Annotated in this window: 14 protein-coding genes and 2 pseudogenes; 3 read left to right on the forward strand and 13 right to left on the reverse strand. The window is 38.4% G+C overall.

Annotated elements, in window-relative coordinates; all coding sequences use genetic code 11:
• Positions 1-16: 16 nt before the first annotated feature.
• Together IGJ49_RS10605 and zapA are read right to left on the reverse strand one after the other, a co-directional pair.
• Positions 17-565, reverse strand: a complete 549-nt coding sequence (locus tag IGJ49_RS10605; RefSeq protein WP_010734833.1) for a CvpA family protein — start codon at positions 563-565, stop codon at positions 17-19.
• A 29-nt stretch (positions 566-594) separates the two neighbouring features.
• The gene (zapA, locus tag IGJ49_RS10610; protein ID WP_010734832.1) at positions 595-1,029 is read right to left on the reverse strand and encodes a cell division protein ZapA; all 435 of its coding nucleotides are present in this window, start codon (positions 1,027-1,029) and stop codon (positions 595-597) included.
• A 205-nt stretch (positions 1,030-1,234) separates the two neighbouring features.
• Here zapA and rnhC point away from each other — a divergent pair, with 205 nt between their 5' ends.
• On the forward strand, positions 1,235-2,149 hold the full coding sequence (rnhC, locus tag IGJ49_RS10615; protein WP_023520062.1) for a ribonuclease HIII: 915 nt from the start codon (positions 1,235-1,237) through the stop codon (positions 2,147-2,149).
• 82 nt (positions 2,150-2,231) lie between these two features.
• Positions 2,232-3,134 (forward strand): N-acetylmuramoyl-L-alanine amidase family protein, encoded by a 903-nt coding sequence (locus IGJ49_RS10620; RefSeq protein WP_438723386.1) that lies wholly within the window; start codon positions 2,232-2,234, stop codon positions 3,132-3,134.
• 127 nt (positions 3,135-3,261) lie between these two features.
• Here IGJ49_RS10620 and IGJ49_RS10625 read toward each other — a convergent pair whose 3' ends face one another.
• The 11 genes and pseudogenes from IGJ49_RS10625 to ulaG all read right to left on the reverse strand — a co-directional run bounded on the left by IGJ49_RS10625 (position 3,262) and on the right by ulaG (position 16,711).
• Positions 3,262-5,544, reverse strand: coding sequence for a glycosyl hydrolase family 18 protein (locus tag IGJ49_RS10625; protein ID WP_349519981.1), 2,283 nt, complete (start codon positions 5,542-5,544; stop codon positions 3,262-3,264).
• A gap of 345 nt (positions 5,545-5,889) precedes the next feature.
• Positions 5,890-8,478 (reverse strand): glycosyl hydrolase family 18 protein, encoded by a 2,589-nt coding sequence (locus IGJ49_RS10630; protein ID WP_194179469.1) that lies wholly within the window; start codon positions 8,476-8,478, stop codon positions 5,890-5,892.
• A gap of 531 nt (positions 8,479-9,009) precedes the next feature.
• A complete protein-coding gene (locus IGJ49_RS10635; protein WP_010734827.1) occupies positions 9,010-9,585 on the reverse strand; it encodes a TetR/AcrR family transcriptional regulator in 576 nt (191 codons plus the stop codon).
• 17 nt (positions 9,586-9,602) lie between these two features.
• On the reverse strand, positions 9,603-10,271 hold the full coding sequence (locus IGJ49_RS10640) for an ABC transporter ATP-binding protein (protein WP_019722442.1): 669 nt from the start codon (positions 10,269-10,271) through the stop codon (positions 9,603-9,605).
• A 15-nt stretch (positions 10,272-10,286) separates the two neighbouring features.
• Positions 10,287-11,357 carry an ABC transporter permease gene (locus IGJ49_RS10645; protein WP_010734825.1) on the reverse strand — a complete coding sequence of 357 codons (1,071 nt, stop codon included), beginning with the start codon at positions 11,355-11,357 and terminating at the stop codon, positions 10,287-10,289.
• A gap of 171 nt (positions 11,358-11,528) precedes the next feature.
• Positions 11,529-12,380: pseudogene (locus IGJ49_RS10650) on the reverse strand (L-ribulose-5-phosphate 3-epimerase).
• Between the two features lies 1 nt (position 12,381).
• Positions 12,382-13,023 (reverse strand): 3-keto-L-gulonate-6-phosphate decarboxylase UlaD, encoded by a 642-nt coding sequence (locus IGJ49_RS10655; RefSeq protein WP_224434146.1) that lies wholly within the window; start codon positions 13,021-13,023, stop codon positions 12,382-12,384.
• Positions 13,024-13,335, reverse strand: a complete 312-nt coding sequence (locus tag IGJ49_RS10660) for a PTS sugar transporter subunit IIB (RefSeq protein ID WP_019722445.1) — start codon at positions 13,333-13,335, stop codon at positions 13,024-13,026.
• Between the two features lie 15 nt (positions 13,336-13,350).
• Complete coding sequence (locus tag IGJ49_RS10665; RefSeq protein WP_438723390.1) at positions 13,351-14,841, reverse strand: PTS ascorbate transporter subunit IIC; 1,491 nt, start codon at positions 14,839-14,841, stop codon at positions 13,351-13,353.
• A 183-nt stretch (positions 14,842-15,024) separates the two neighbouring features.
• Entirely contained in the window at positions 15,025-15,480 is a 456-nt protein-coding gene (locus IGJ49_RS10670) for a PTS sugar transporter subunit IIA (RefSeq protein ID WP_349520005.1), read from the reverse strand.
• 170 nt (positions 15,481-15,650) lie between these two features.
• Positions 15,651-16,711 (reverse strand): annotated as a pseudogene (gene ulaG / locus IGJ49_RS10675) (L-ascorbate 6-phosphate lactonase).
• Between the two features lie 171 nt (positions 16,712-16,882).
• Between ulaG and IGJ49_RS10680 the strand changes: the two are divergent.
• The gene (locus IGJ49_RS10680) at positions 16,883-17,650 is read left to right on the forward strand and encodes a DeoR/GlpR family DNA-binding transcription regulator (protein WP_023520069.1); all 768 of its coding nucleotides are present in this window, start codon (positions 16,883-16,885) and stop codon (positions 17,648-17,650) included.
• The last annotated feature ends 6 nt before the right edge of the window (positions 17,651-17,656 follow it).

A 17,656-nucleotide genomic window follows, 5' to 3' on the forward strand; every position in this document is an offset into this window, starting at 1 on the left:
AAAAATCATCTCTTACTTAGTTAATCACTTGTGTCACCCATAGATCATATATTTTATTTGCTAAAATAGGTGTTCGTTCAACCATAAATGTTGCAAGATTATTGCCACTAAATTGGTTTTGGATAAATCCCACCGGAATAAATGTTAGTAAACGTAAAACTAGAACCAACGAAATATAGGTGATGATCACGGATAAAACCCCTCCAGCCACCCAGTCTAATTGCTTTAGTACAGGAATAAATGTCAACCCATGAGCGAATACCCCAATGAATCGTGTGACTAGCCAACCAACAAATAAAATGATCAAGAAAGCCACCCCTGCATAAAATGCTTCATCTAGTTTAAATGAAAAAGCTTGATCAAAAAAAACTAAGTTAGAATTGGCGGTTACCGCAGGATAAGGAATATATAATTGCAGATGATTGGCTAATGTTTTGTAATAGGTTTGTGCTGCTAGAAATGAGACAAAATAGCCAACCAGATAAATTCCCTGTAGCGCAAAACCACGACTGGCTCCAGAAAAAAATGCAATCAGCAAAATAAATAAAATCAAAAGACTAAGCATACATTCTTCCTTTCTCTTCTATAATAATATCAATTCGAAGATCTTTGTTTGATTTGACCTTTTCGTTTTTCATTTAGAATCTGTTGTGCTTCCACATGATTCTTGATTTCATGGTCACTTCCATTTTCTTTCAATACTGCTCGTGCTTCATTTTCAATTGCTTCGATTCGTTTGATCCGATTTTCCATTTCTGTGAATCTCACCATTTTTTGTTTCAGTTCTGTGACTTCTTTTATTAAATTCAAATTTTTTTCCTGTCTTTTCAATTGATCAGAAAATGCATTGACTGCTAATAAAATAGCTGCTTGTTCATTGTCTAATTGAGGGGACAATTCTTTCAGTTCAGCTAATTGTTCATTGATTAATTTTGTGACCATATCCATATGCTGTTTTGATTCTTGCCCGATAATAGTATACGTTTGGTCCGCAATCACCGCTTTATAGCGTGTTTTTTCATGTGCCATATGAATCTGTCTCCTCCTATTGCCAAAAATATTAACTAGTGTACCATATAGTTAAGTAATTAACCGTACACGAAAAACTTCATTATAAATACTTTACTATTATATGATAAACTTTGCAAAAATGCTATGTGTGCATTGATTTCAAATCAGCTAGATCTAGTCAAATACAACTTTTCTTACGACTGGATCACAACAGGAGGAAAACATGAGTAACATTATCTTAAAGGTAACAACAAATCAAATGAACATGATGAAAGAGGCATATCGCCCATTTTTAGTACAAAAGCCGATTCCATATACGCATTTTTCCGCTAAAAAAAATGGCACAACGATCACTGCCTATACTTCTGGAAAAGTGATGTTTCAAGGTACCGGCGCTGAACAAGAAGCAGCGAAATGGGGAAACCCACTTACAGCAAAAAAATCGACACAAACTAATTCTTCTTCCTTACCCAAAGATCTACAAACACTATCTGTTTTAGGGAGTGACGAAGTCGGCAACGGTAGTTACTTTGGCCCACTGACTGTTTGTGCTGCCTATGTCGATCAAATACAATTGAAAGAATTACGCACGTTAGGCGTCAAAGATTCAAAAGAATTAAAAGATGGACAAATCATTCAATTAGCCAAAGTATTAAAGGAAACGATCCCATATCAATTACTGGTTCTGCCACCAAAAAAATACAATGAGATCCAACCTACGTATAATGCAGTGAGAATGAAGGTCGCTTTACACAATCAAGCTATCCATTTATTGTTACAAAAAATAGCACCAGTCAAGCCGGATGCTATTTTGATCGACCAGTTCACACCGGAAGCCAACTTTAAAAAATACGCTCGTTTAGAAAAAAATCAACTCACCGAAAAACTCTACTTTGTGACAAAAGGTGAACAATATCATTTAGCTGTTGCTGCCGCTTCGATCATTAGTCGCGCAAGCTTTTTAGAAGAGTTGGACAAAGAATCTGCTGAACTTGGTCTCACGCTTCCTTCTGGTGCAGGTACAAAATCCGACCAAGTCGCTGCAACGATTTTAAAAAAAGGTGGCGAAGCCTTGTTAGCAAACTATGCAAAATTGCATTTTGCGAACACAGAAAAAGCCAAAAAAATAGTCAACTAACTATCCGTTTTAGCTTGTTCCGCTTTTCTTTAAGTTCGATTTAAGTTTTGTTGTTTATCCTCATGTTCAAGAGGTGAAAACGATGAAAAAAATGCGAATTATTATTTTTATATGTCTGATCGGGATCATTGCTCTTTTCAAATTTGGTCTTAGCAATCAAGAAACAGATGCGAGACAACAGACAAGCAATAGTGTCTCTAGCATCATACAATCAACTGATTCTTCTTCAGAGGCCCTCATAAAAATCGGAAAAGAAGATGCTACATTGTATGCAGACTCGTCATTAAGTGAACCGCTAATTTCCGTCAATGCTGGTGAACTGGCCACGCTTCTTTCAACTACAGACAACGCCTACAAAATTACCACGAATGATGGTGAAACTGGCTATTTATCACTTACGAATGGCTCATCACTGACTCGCTCGACACAAGAGCTACCGAGTGACCTATCAGAAGCGGTGATCGTACTAGATCCTGGACACGGAGGCGACGATACAGGCGCGCTTAGCATAGATGGACATATAGAAGAAAAGACAGTGACACTCGCTGCTGCAAAACAGTTACAAACGAGTTTAGAAGCCGCTGGCGCAACGGTTTATTTGACACATGAAACAGATGACTACATTTCATTAGATGACATTTGTGCATTTAGCGAAGAAAAATCAGCTGACCTTTTTATCAGCTTACATGCTGATTCGACTGAATCAGCCAATGAAGCAACTGGTACAACCACTTATTATTATTACAATAGTGAGCAACGTCTAGCGGAAACTGTTTCTGATGAACTGGCGGATCTGCTCATTACATCTCGTGGAACTGCTACAGGGAACTATCAGGTGTTAAGAGAAAACCTTCAGCCATCCCTCTTGATCGAAATGGGCTATATGAACAATGACGAAGATTTAGCTACATTGACTACTGTTAACTATCAACAACAGTTGGCGCAATCGATCACACAAGCGCTACTCACTTATTTCAATCAGTAATTTTTTTCTAAACGCAAGAACCTCGTTAGGTATTGATGTTTCATCAAGACCAACAAGGTTCTTCCATTTCATCAGCAACCAGTTGTCAGTACATGGTCACCGCTGAATCTGTTTATATTAAAACGATCTAATTGATCAATTCCCATGGTCCCCATTGTTGAGTACCAGGTTCATCGCCTTGTGTCCACCATTTCGCCCGATACGCATTTCCTAAATGAGTGACTCTATCACCCATAAGATAGACTGTTGAGGCATCCCATGCCGCATATCCAGGCACACTGTCTTCCAAGGTTCGAACGATCACTGGTTGACTAGCTGCTGAAACATTGTTTGAGGCATCGAATGCTTTTACAGTATACGTATACTGTGTATCAGGTGCTAATCCCGTATCTGTAAATGATGGCGTTCTTGGTTGCCCTACTAATTGACCATCACGGTAAACAAAGTAACCTGCTACTCGCTGATTATCGGTTGAAGCCGTCCAGTTCAACGTCACTTCTGTCGCATTGATCGTGGTTGCTGCCACATTTGTTGGAATTGACGGTGCCTCAACATCTGATGGGTCTGGCGCTTCTACACCAAAGATCACTTGGTGATTGATTTCAATACCGTCAGTCCCAATTCGTTGACTTAAAGTGATCGTGTCAATATGATCAACCGAAACCTGTGACGTATCAGATTGTAAACGGAAATCATAAGAAGCTCCTGGAGCAAGTTCTCTGCCATCATAAACGGTGGCTAGATCAACAGTTACCATGCCGTTCGTGGTAGTCACATCCCCTGCCTTGAAGTTACCAGAAGTTAACGTTTCATTACTATTCAACTCCAGCATAAGTTTAGGCAATTTGACTGTTTTCTGGGCAGCTTCCACAGCGCTTAGTACAGTAGACGTTTCTGTCAATGTTTCATTATTTGTCAAAGTGATTTCGTACCCGCTTACATTATTCTCTGTATAAGGCGTAATATCTACAGAGATATCTAACGGTGTGCTAACGATCTCGTGCTGTGGTAATGGCGTATTCCCAAATAATCCTTCTTTGATCGCATTCGTCAATTCATCACGTTTTGTACTTGTCGTTTCTTTGTCTTGTGATTGCATCCAAGAAATCACACCACCCAGTTCTTCTTCTTGCACATACTGGGTTTTGTAACCGATTGAACGTTCATTATCGAAACTGAAAAACTCGCCTGTTTCTGTACTGTACATATAAGGAGCCTTCGCTACATCATCCCAGTACTCAGTCAATCCACTCGTTGCACTGATCAAATCTGGAATATTTCGATATGGCCAGACACCTCCGGCTCTACCACCATCCCCAACGACTAATGGACTTTTATTTTTTGCACCGTATGTTGCCGTTAGGTCAGCATTTCGATTACTCTGTTCAGCCGTTTGGAACAATCCCGGCAGTAATGGATCATTGCCTTCTGCCACTTCATGCCAACCACGAGTATAAAAAGCTGCCCCAATCACGATTTTTTCAGCTGGCGCACCTTCATCCCTTAAAAACTGAACCGTTTGATCTACCGAAAGTCCTTGGTCATAATTAGGATCAGCAGGATTCCCATAAAGTGCTGTATGATGTCCACTGCGGTCACCCCAACCACCGTTCATATCATAGGTCATGATATTTGCAAAATCAACAACTTCAAATAAACCATCAATGTCTATCCCTGAAGATAATTTACTTTGAGATGCAGGCAGCGCAACTGATAATTCATAAGTTTTGCCTAGTTCTTCGCCTTGTTCATCAATCGATTCACGAATCTCATTTAGTAAAATGATGTAATTTTCTTTGTCTTCAGGTACTGCATTTGGCGTTCCTTCATCGTTAACATTGTCTACCAAGTCAGGTTGTCGAACATCTGCAGGATACTCCCAATCGACATCAACAAAATCCATATTCGTATATTTGATGAAGCGGGTAACGTTCTCCACTAGATTTTGTCGTTTCACTGGATCAGCCGCTACTTCAGAAAAATCACCTGATTTAGACCAGCCGCCCAAAGAGACACCAATTTTCATATTAGGATTTTTCCCACGTAGATCTTGGATCGCATTCAAGATACCCGAACTTGCTGAATTCCATTGAACCCCTGTTTGTCCTACAGGCGCACCAACAGCAGCATCCGTATCTGTAAATTCTAAATCGCCATTACTATCAAAATCTAAAAAGGCAAAATTCAAATGAGTGATTTGATCAGCTGGAATATCTTTAGGATAGAAATTTCCTTCTCCACCCCAAATCGACCAATCGCCATAGTACATGACATTGCGATAAGGTGCGACCTGAGTTTCTCGCACCTCTTCAGCATGAACCTCTGGCGACTCATTAAATGCTGGTAAAGTCATTGCAACAATCGAAGAAAATAACAAAGTAACTAAACTAATACTCTTAATTCTTTTCATATCAATCTCATCTCCTTTTTTTCTCAGTTTTTTTACGAAAAAACAAACGCGCCCAAATCACAGGTTAAAAGTTATTTTATCACTCCTTAAAAATTAGAAATCAGATAAATTTTAATTGTAAAAATCTTACAAATATGAATTTAACATTTATTTATTTTTAACGCAACTAATTGCAACCGATTACACTTGTCGTGTTTCAAGTTATTTTTAAACCATATGATTTTGTTTATTTTTTAACTAACATGTTTTTTTCAGTGAATTCGAGTAAATAAGATAAATAACAATGACAGAATAACATTATAAAAAAAGAACAAGGCAATCAGCCCTGTTCTTTTTTTATTTAAATTAACCAATTAGTTCCCATGGACCCCATTGTTCAGTTCCTGGCTCATCACCTTGTGTCCACCATTTCGCACGATAAGTATTTCCTTTATGAGTTACTACATCACCTAAATCATAGACTTTGTTCGCATCCCATTCGCCTTCAGCTGGCGGAGTTGTTTCTTCTAAAGTTGTGACAACTAATGCTTTGCTTTCTTCTGAAACATTTCCTGCTGCATCAAACGCTTTTACTGTATATGAGTATTCCGTATTCGCTGTTAACCCAGCATCAGCAAATGAAGTTGTTGCTGATTGACCCACTTGTTTGCCATCACGGAAAACATAGTATCCTGCTACTGCAACATTGTCAGTTGAACGAGTCCAAGACAATGATACATTTTTCTCACCGATCGTTGAAGCTTTCAAGTCTAATGGAATTGAAGGTGCTTCTGTATCTACTGGTGCTTTTTCTAACGTTTTAACAACTAATGCTTTACTGTCTTCTGAAACATTTCCGGCACGGTCAAATGCTTTTACTGTATATGAATATTCTGTATCTGCAGTTAAACCAGCGTCAGTAAATGAAGTTGTTGCTGATTGACCCACTTGTTTGCCATCACGGAAAACGTAGTATCCTGCGACCCCTTTGTCGTCAGTTGATTTTGTCCATGATAGAGAAACGTTTGTTTCACCGATTGTTGAAGCTGTTAGTTCTGTTGGTACTGAAGGTGCTTCTGTATCCGGTGTTCCTGGTTCAGTCGTTGAACCTTCACCAAAGATCACTTGTTTATTGATTTCAATACCTTCGTTACCAATTCTTTGGCTTAATGTGATTGAGTCGATATTGTCAACAGCGACATCTGCTTCAGCAGCATTTGAACTCAATCTGAACTCATAAGATGCACCTGGTGCGATTTCTTTGCCATCATATACAGAAGACAAATCAACGATTGCAGCGCCATCAACATTTGTTACAGTACCTGCTTTGTAATCACCAGCGCCAAGCTTTTCATTTGTCGCCATTGGAATCACTAATTTAGGTAATTTGATTGTTTCTTGTGAAAATTCAACTAATTTCAATACAGAAGAAGTTTCTTCCATTTTTTCATTGTTGGTAATTTTTACGTCGTAACCACTAACGCCATATTGTGTATAAGTTGAGATCTCAACATCCACATTCAATGGTGTGCTCTTGATTTCAAACTCTGGAAGTTTCTCACTACCTAACAATCCTTCTTTGATTGCATTGGTCAACTCATCACGTTTTGTTCCAGTTGTTTCTTTGTCTTGTGATTGTTGCCATGAAATGATTCCACCAAGTTGGTTTTCTTTTACATATTCAGCTTTATAAGTCACTGATTTTTCATTTTCGTAAGTAAAGAATTCACCAGTTGTTTCGCTGTACATAAATGGTGCTTTCGCTACGTCATCCCAATACTCTTTCAATCCAGATGTATTACCAAGTAACGTTTCAATATCTCGATATGGCCATACACCACTGGCACGTCCACCGTCACCTACTTTTAATGGATTTTTGTTTTTCGCTCCATAACTTGGTGTTTGATCGGCATCTTGACTTGATAATTCTGCTTTTTGGAATAATCCCGGTGCCTCTTCATTATCCCCTTTTGCCACTTCGTTCCATCCACGAGTATAGAATGCTGCTCCAATAACGATTTTTTCTGAAGCCGCACCTTTCTCACGTAGGTATTCTACTGTTTGATCTACTGAGAAGCCTTCATCATAATTAGGATCAGCTGGATTCCCGTAAAGTGCTGAATGGTGACCACTTGTATCTGACCATGCACCAGTTAAGTCATAAGTCATGATGTTTGCGAAATCGACAACATCAAATAGTCGTTTCACGTCGATACCTGAATCTAATTTACCTTGAGCTGCTGGCAATGCAACAGATAGTTCATATGTTTTTCCTAATTCTTCGCCTTGTTTATCAATTGTTTCGCGAATTTCATCTAATAATTTTATGTAATTTTCTTTATCTTCAGGTTTTGCATTTGGTGTTCCTTCGTCATTTACGTTATCCACTAGATCTGGTTGACGTACATCTGCCGGGAATTCCCAGTCAACATCGACAAAGTCCATATTTGTATATTTAATAAATTTTGCTACATTATCTACAAGGTTCTTACGTTTCGTAGGGTTTGCTGCTACTTCAGAGAAATCTCCTGATTTAGACCAACCACCTAATGAAACACCAATTTTCATGTTTGGATTTTTTCCACGTAAATCTTGAATCGCATTTAAGATACCAGAACTAGCAGAGTTCCATTGTACGCCCGGTAATCCTACAGGTGCGCCTGTCGCTGCGTCTGCATCAGTAAAGACTAGTTCGCCATTACTATCAAAATCTAAAAAGGCAAAATTCAAGTGAGTCAATTGATCTGCTGGGATATCTTTTGGATAAAAGTTACCTTCGCCGCCCCAAATCGACCAGTCACCATAGTACATTACGTTTCTATAAGTTGCTTGTTGTTCTGTTTGTTGGATTTCTTCTGCATTGACGATAGACAATTCCCCAATTGTCGGAAGCGCCGTTGAGACAACAGAAGAAAATAACATCGCTGCCAACCCAATTTTTTTAATACTTTTCATTTTTAAATTCTCCCCTTTTTACACTATTCACTTTTCAAAAAACAATTATGTAACAAAATAAACACGAAAATATGTTATTCATCCCCCCTCTATTTCTCTAAAATAGTGAGTTAAACTCAGTGAAACTTTTGTTGCTAACAGAATATTATCACCTGAAAATGGCTTTTTCAACCGTTCTCCTAAAATTATTTAAAAAACAAATTAAATCACCTTGGTTATTTACCTGTTTTATAATCGTTATTATTAAAAATCTTTATATCACTTGCTTTTCACCTCTTTTTCTCAATTGCTAGAAAAATTAAATATCCCTCATTATTTTAATTAAAAAATAACAATTCAAGAAAATATAATAACAAAAAGGCGTAGAGGACAAGAAATTAAATTGATTTTTGTTTCTAATCTTAAAAATCAAATAAACGAAGTTCCAGAAGTAACTCCTTCATAAAAAGCCGAGAAACTCAAAATTTGAAAAACAATTTTTGGGTTTCTCGGCTTATTTCTCGGAGCTGGACACTTCTGTCCCCACCGCATTTAATCAGCTACGACACCATGAAGGTATAAATCGATCAGTCGTTCCACACTAAATGGGTTTTCAAGTGAATTAGAAGATTCGGTGATATATGGTGCTAACAGAAGAAAAAAGTGCTTTGCAGCAATTTCTGTCGTAACATGAGCGCGCATCAAAGATTGATTTGTCGAAAAAATCACTTCAAATGGTTCACGATAACTTTTTTTCCACAAGGTAAAAAGATGATTTCGTGTCTCGGCAGAAAGGTTTGATTTTAAATCATGGTGCATCATAAATAGGTCTAAAAGATGGGTATCGATCAGATACTTCGTCATTTTAGTCAAAGATTGTTTAAAATCAAGTTTGTTCTCTTCTAAGATTGCTCTTAAGTCTGTACCTACAGTACTCAAATGCTCTTCTAAGACTGCACAATATAACTTTTCTTTATCGCTAAAGTAATGATAAAGATTTGGTTGCGTGATTCCAGCATTTTTAGCAATCTCACGTGTTGAAGTTCCTTGATAACCTTTTGACATAAACAAACGATTGGCTTCTTTTAAAATTTTCTCTTGTGTATCCTTATTGTATCGATGGACCAACTTTTACACCCTCTGACTTATTTTTTTTCTCGAAAGACACCATCTTCTATCATAAATACTTTATCACATCTGTCAATAAGTCGGGTATCATGAGTGACCATTATGATTGCTTTATTTTTTTCCTTGGATTCTTTTGCTAAAATATCTACAACTTCTACTGCTTTTTCTGAATCCAAACTAGCTGTTGGCTCATCTGCCAAAATAATCGAAGGATCGTTATATAGCGCTCGAGCAATTGCCACTCTTTGTCGTTCACCACCCGAAAGATCTTCTGGATACTTATTAAGGAGTTTATCCACCCCAAGTTGTTGGAATAGTTCTTTTGCCTCCTCTTGTCGATTTTCATGCTTGATCTTATCGACCAGTACTAATTGTTTTTTGACGGTCAAAAATGGAACTAGATTGGAAGCTTGAAGAATAAATCCGATTTCCTTAAACCGTAATTTTACTCGTTTTTTCTCCGGTTGTTCACTGAAATCTTCTCCATTGATCTTGACGGTTCCTTTATTTGGTGTCTGTAAACCGCCTGCAATCGTTAAGAAGGTACTCTTTCCAGAACCAGATGGTCCAATGATTGCGACAAACTCCCCTTTATCGACACTGACATTTGTTTTTTTCAATGCTTGGATGGTTTGATCACCATCTTTAAAACTTTTTTCAACATCTATAAATTCAATTGCTTTCATTTCCCATTCTCCTTTCTATCCGATTGCTTTTAATGGATCAATTTTTACGATCGTTCTAACAGAGAAAAGTGCCCCTAAAATAGCAACGATCAACATCATTACACTAATCACACCGAAAAACAACCAGTTACTTTGGAATGGTACAGCATCTGGTAGAACAAGTGAGGTAACGAACGTTCCAAACAATCCAAGAGCGACACCGAAAAATGAAAGTAAGAACGTTTGTGCAACTACTGAACGTGCAATAAATCCACCAGTAACGCCTTGGGCTTTAAGTACACCAAAAATATTGATTTTTTGCATGGTCAATACATAAATGAAAATGCCGATCACGATTGCTGCAATCACAATCAAAAAGCCGATCATGAAACCAAACGTCAATACTTGTGCATTGTACCCTGGTAGTTCATTGATGAATGTCGAAATACTGATTTTCTCTAGATCATCCGGTAAGCTATCCACATCTCCTCGCACGACCACTGCATTGATACGAGCATTATCAGTTGCATCTTGTTTCTCAAATCGTATCTCTTGGTACGCATTGATCGTTGTATAGACGACAGGAGAGACATTGAATTTGGCATTCTCAGTAAATCCAGTCAATTTAAATGTCTTGTCGCTTCCTGATAATTTGATCGTATCTCCAATGTCTAAGCCATATTCTTCTTTTAAACTAATATCACCGACTGCTTCATCATTTGACTGGAATTCTTCTCCTTCCACGATATTCGGCATGATGAATTGGTTTTGATCGATTCCAAAAAAACTAACATTGACTTTATCAGCATCTGGACGATCTGGACTCGTGACTACTCCAGGTGTTTGAGCTAAATAAGCGACTTGATCACCTTTCACTTCTTCTGCCATCTTTTTCGTGATCATCGACATCCCTAAGTTTGTATTGGCGTCTTTTGATAAAACAATGGTATCTGCCTCCCATTTATCTACAGCAGTTCGATTGTCTTGTGCCAACCCATAGGCTAATCCTGTCAAAAAAAAGACAAGGTACGCAATTAGAAACATGACGCCTGTCACTAAGGCATAGCGTAATTTTGAATGAATGATTTCATTTAATGCTAAAAACATAAAATTACCCCCTAAAAATTTATCAACTGATAAATATATCTTATCACTTGATAAATTTTTAGAGGAATAATCTGCTCAGAATAATCAATAAAAGAAAAAACAATTGAGTTGATCATATTCAATAAGGAATATGTCAGTCGTTTATTTCTAAGTTTCATCAAAAAATTGAGGTTAAAATCCCGATTCTTTTAACTTTGGCAATAGATATTCTTTCGCTTGTAAGATCTGACTTTCATAATCCTTATCCTGACCACTCCACATTTCAATCAAGAATGACCCTTCGTAATTTACACGTTTCAATGTTTTAAATAAGCCAGAAAAATCCACACAACCTTGACCAAACGGAACGTCTCTGAACTTACCCTTACTACTAGCTGTTACTGGTTGCGTATCTTTTAGGTGGATCGAAGTAATATATTCGATGCCTTGTTCAAGTTCAATCGCCACATTATTTTCTGGCCACGCTGATAGATTTCCTAAGTCAGGATACACTTGTAAATAAGGAGAAGGGAGTTGTTTTTTTATCTCTATGAATTTACGAATGGAATTCATAAATGGGTCATCCATGACTTCAATCGACAAGATTATCCCAAACTGTGCTGCCTCTTTGATACTGGCACGCAATCCTCTGATAAACGCTTCTCTTGTCTCTATTGATTTTTTTTCATAGTATACATCGTATCCCGCCACTTGTATGATCCTGATACCTAACCGATACGCAAGCTGTATCGCCTTTTTCATCATAGATAAGGCTTTTTCTTGTTTTTTGACATCTACTGAGCCGAATGGAAAACGGCGATGCCCACTTAAACAAAGCGAATGGATAGCAATCCCTGAAACCGCTATCGCTTCTTTTAACTCAGCGATTTGTTCATTCGTTCAATCTAAACGAGCCAATCGTTCCTCGCTTTCGTCAATCGATATTTCCAGAAAATCAAACCCCAATTCTTTTACTGCATCTAACCGCTCTTGCCACGACCATCCGCTAGGCAGTGCCTTTTCATAAAGTCCGATTCTCATCATCTCATTCTCCCCACAGTCGCTTGATCTCCTTTTGGAATGCTTGGGCTTGTATGATAGGATCTGCACACGCCGTCAATCCTCGACCGACAATAAAATGAAAGATCGGCATCCCTTGGAACAAGGCTAACGTTGAAATTGACAGCCCACCAGTTACTGAGACTTGAAAACCTAAATCGATCAATTGTTGGACGAGCTTCAGATCCTTTTCTCTCCAAACTTCTCCAGCTAACAAGGCATCCCTACTTTGATGATAGACGACCTGAGAAATCCCAATTTCTCGCCATTTTTTTGCTTGTTCCATCGTCCATTCTCCGTATAGTTCTACTTGAAGTGCTTTGACTTTCTTTTGTGCGGCTTGCATGGTAGCTAGAGAGGCACAGCAGATCACTGTCATGAAATCTGCCCCAGCCTGCGCTACATTACCAGCCACAGTTTCTCCTGCGTCGGCACATTTTGTATCCGCAACGATCGTTTTTTCTGGAAACATTTTTCTCATACATTCGATTGGTTTGCTTCCTTCTTGAAGACAAAGAATGGTGCCTACTTCAATCACATCGACGATTTCTCCAATTTTTTTCACATCTGCCAATGCAGACGCTAACGTGTTATGATCCAGTGCAATTTGTAATTTTGGTCGTTTCATCTAATTCTCCTTTGATTTCAATTCTTTGTACATTGTTGTTTCTTTGAATTTCTCACAGATCTCAGTAGGTGACATCACATTTTTGATCCCCACGACCGTCACACCTCGCTCAATTGCTTGCATGAACATCGGCATAAAATTGAGTGGCGTAAAGACGACATCATATTGACTTGCCGAACTTTTACCTTCAGAGATCGGGCAATGATGGATTTTACTCACTGTAATATTTAATTCTCTCATTGCCTTTTCTACACTACGCATCATCATTAAACTTGTACCAGAACCATTGGCACACGAAACTAAAATTCTCATTTACTTTCCCTCCTATTAATTACTGTCTCCAAACTTTTCTTTATATTTTTGATAATCCTCCACAATCAAAAAATATCCTTCTGGATTTTTTCGATATTGTAGTTGCGGAATTAGCAACAAACCGACGACCACTAGTGCAACACCTGCATAACCAAAAAATTTCATCAAAACAGTAAAGACTGGCCAAGCAGTCGCCCAATCAAACATACCAATGTACCCTCCGTAACTAGATAACCCGATCCATGTCGCAAAGAGTGCAGAACCACCGACTTGGATCAGCCCAGATAAGAAAGGGAACAAACATGCTGCCTTGAACCCACCCCGATTATTAGAGAACACAGCGATGACCGCATTATCAAAAAATAGTGGGATAAATCCAGCGATCACGATCGTTGGTGATCGGAAGACGATCAATAAGATGATCATCAAGAATTGTCCTAATGCACCAAATAAAAACCCGATCGTGACTGCATTTGGTGATCCAAAGCCAAAAGTTGCAGCCACATCGATCCCTGGCACAGCTCCTGGTAAAATAGTATTTGAGATTCCTTGGAAAGATTGTGTCAACTCATCCACAAAGGTCCGGACACCAAGCTGTAAAATGGCTAAATACACAGCAAAGTTCAAAGAAGTGGTCAGTACGTAGAATAGAAAACTTTGTCCTGCCACCATAAATTCTGCCTCAATCAAGTACTGCTGTCCTAATACCAATAAGATGATGCCAAAGAAGAACAGCATCAATAAAGAAGTCGCCACCATGTTTTCGTTGAAAATGGATAAGAAACCCGGAAGCTCCATATCTTCAAGCTTTTTATCGGCTTTTCTATTCCCATTTTTTTTACGACTACTCTTTTGCCACCACTTCGCTAAGGTAGAAAATAGGTACACCCCAAACATCTGTTGGTGCGCAATCGCAAAACCAGCTCCGTCTGTCAATTCTTGTGTCACACCAACAGTTAAATTAGAAGCAACTGCCCAGTAACACCCTAAAATGATCCCCATAAATACTAATACTTCTACTCTTCCTAATTCAGGAAAACAGAAAAGTAAGATCCAAAAAGCTGTAGCTGCTTGCTGGATCTGAACATTTCCTGTCGTAAAAACAGCTCGCAACTTCGTATATTTTTGGAAACGAACTAACAGGATATTCAATACAAATGCAATCAATAATAAAATCATCACATCACTGAACGTTCGTCCAAAAGTATCCATCAATCCTGCATCTACAGCATTTTGACCAAAATAGGGATCAGTCACCATCGCCTCAAGATCAAAACGATCCTTTAAACCAACTAAGATCGGTCGGAAATTGTTTACTAATCCACCTGAACCAACAACTAAAATCAGATAACCTACAGTGGCTTTCAAAAATCCAGCTATACATTCGTATAATGGTCGGCCAAGAAGTATATACCCTAATAAAACGATCGAACCGATCAAATAAGCCGGCTGCGTTAAAATATTTGTCGCAAAATACGTCCATATCTCCATCAAGATAGCTCCCATATTTTTCCGTTACCAAAAACCAGAACAACTCCTCAAACGATGCGAGATATCATGGTTTTCATGTAAACGGACTCCCTCCCTTGCCTCGTATTTTTTAGTTGATAATTTATCTTTTATGTCTATTTGCTTTGTACCGAATGGTCCTCACTGGCCATACCTAGCAAGCAAAAGACTACCTCTACCTTATAGTGGCTCGTATTTCTCCATGACCATTTGATAATCTTCGATTGTTTCTGTCGCTAGTAATTCTTCGATCAACCCATCTTGCATCAGTAATTCTGATAATGATTGAATATTTTCTAAGTGTTGCTTTGGCTCTTTAGCTGCTAAGGTGAAGAAAAGGCTGGCAGACTTTGACCCTTCCTCAAAAGGAACTGGTGCGTTCATTTTGGTAAATGAAATCGTCGTATCGAAAACATGGGAGCCACCTTGCATGGCATGAGGCATCGCAACGTGCGGGGCGATCAGGATATATGCCCCATGTTGTTCGACATTGCGGATCATTTCTTCTACATATACATGATCAATGATTCTTTTTTCTAATAAGTGACGACTGCTCTCCTCGATTGCTACTCGCCAATCATTTATCGTAGTTTCTACATAATTGACTAAGTCATTCTCATAGAAATATCTCAACATATTTACAAACAGTATCAAGCAGTCAACCCGTTGTTTGACAATAGCGCATTCTTATCAAGAGATGACTTTGTCTTACGTTCACTTGCTTTGATACGTTCTCCCTCCTCGCTCTTGCTTTTGTTAAAAAATTCTCAGCTCAGCTGATTTATTGTCATATATCTCTTGGGCTCCTACAAAAATGATGGAAACGGCGTATCATTTTCCTGGGTGAAGACATCATGGAAGCCACGATCGAAATTGAATGCCAAGTCTTTTCTATTATCTGGGTACGTATACTTCCCACCCACTTGCCAAATATAAGGGGAAAACTGATAAGCCAATCGATCTTTTTTCATGCGCCATAATTGAGTGATCTCGCTAGGATCAGCCATAAAATTGGACCAAATATCATAATGGACTGGGATCACGACTTGAGCTCTTAACGATTCTGCCATTCTCAACAAATCACTGGCGGTCATCTTATCAGTGATGCCACGCGGATTTTCACCATATGCACCTAGACAAACATCGATTTGATGTTCATTGCCATGTTTGGCAAAAAGGTTGGAATAATGCGAATCCCCTGCGTGATAGATGTTCCCTCCTGATGTTTTGAAAAGATAATTGACAGCGATCGTATCCATTTCTTGTGGCAACTGATCTTTTAATTGCACATTAGGATCATCATGTGTGATCAATGCCGTCCGATCAAAGGCTTCCAGCGCAACGATCTCTACTTCATTGATCAAAGCGATATCGCCGGGTTTGACTACTTGGGTCTTTTTTTTGGTATCCCCCAAGAGAGCCATGTTTCCACTACTGCTTTGGGGCCAATAAATAGTGCCTCCGGACAATTTTGATGAACAGCTGCGGCAGTGTGAATATCCAGATGATCGGAATGGATATGTGTCACCACTAATGCATCCACATTTTTGATCGCAAATGGATCGATCACAAAAGGTTGCGTTCGTAAATTCGGTTGCATCTTTTCTGTACCGCTCATACGCATCATCTGGTGGCCTTTTTTCATCTGTCCATTCCCGTGTGTTCGTTTTCCTGTCCCACACCATAAGTCACAAAGGATATTTGTACCTTCATGTGACTTCAGCCATATACCTGTACATCCTAGCCACCATATAGATACGCTTTTTTCTTTTACTTGTTCCATTTCGATTTCTTCGTTCAGATAGGTTCCCCATTCTGGAAAAGTCGAACGTAACCAACTTTCCTTTGTTACTTCTGTTATATTCATGTGCCATCCTCCTCTTTATTAGGTATATATAAATGATAAAGCGCTATCAAAGTGATTGGAATAGCTTTATATGACTGTTATTACTTTATGTGATCGTTTCCATTTTTTTATGCTCGTTTAGCTATAATTAGTCATATAGAGAAACAAATTGATTGAAAAGGAAGGATAACAATGAAAAATTCTCTGTTGACGATTAAAAAAAGACGTAATGAAATTCTTGATCTATTACAAAGGTACACAAAAATGACCACGATTGAACTGTCTGAAAAGCTTCACGTATCACTCAGCACTATTCGTCGAGACCTTAGATTATTAGAAGAAAAAAATGAGATTATTCGTGAATATGGCTATTGCCTCTTCAACTATGACAATCAAACAAATTTCGATCTTTCAGGACCAACGTGGATCAAACATCAAATTGCTCGTTGTGCTAGTCAATATATTGGAGACTATGCCACCGTATTTATCAATTCAAGTTCCACTGCCTTAGCTACACTCGATTATTTAGAATCGAATCACGTCACCGTCGTAACGAATAATTTAAAGGTCGTTTCTTGTGTCAGACAAGGAAATTATACGTATATACTCACTGGTGGCGAATTACGCGTACCGAAAGAAGTCTTGGTAGGAGATATTGCCGCTCGCACATTAGCAGATATGAATGCAGATGTCTGTATTATTGGATGTAGCGGAGTAGATTTAGAGAATGGTGTGACGACAAAAATTTTAAACGAATCTAAAATCAACGAATGGATGATCAAAAAGAGTATCAAATGTCGTATTCTTGTTGCAGACCATCGTAAGATTGGCCGGACTTCACAGTTTAAGATTGCCGATATTTCTGCCTTTGATTATTTGATCACCGATCAGCATTGTTCACCAAAACTTGCCAAAAAAATCGAACAATTAGGTGTCACTGTTATTCGAGTAAGTTTATAAAAGAAA

The sequence above is a fragment of the Enterococcus sp. AZ171 genome (genome assembly GCF_051714005.1).
GTDB lineage: Bacteria > Bacillota > Bacilli > Lactobacillales > Enterococcaceae > Enterococcus_B > Enterococcus_B pernyi.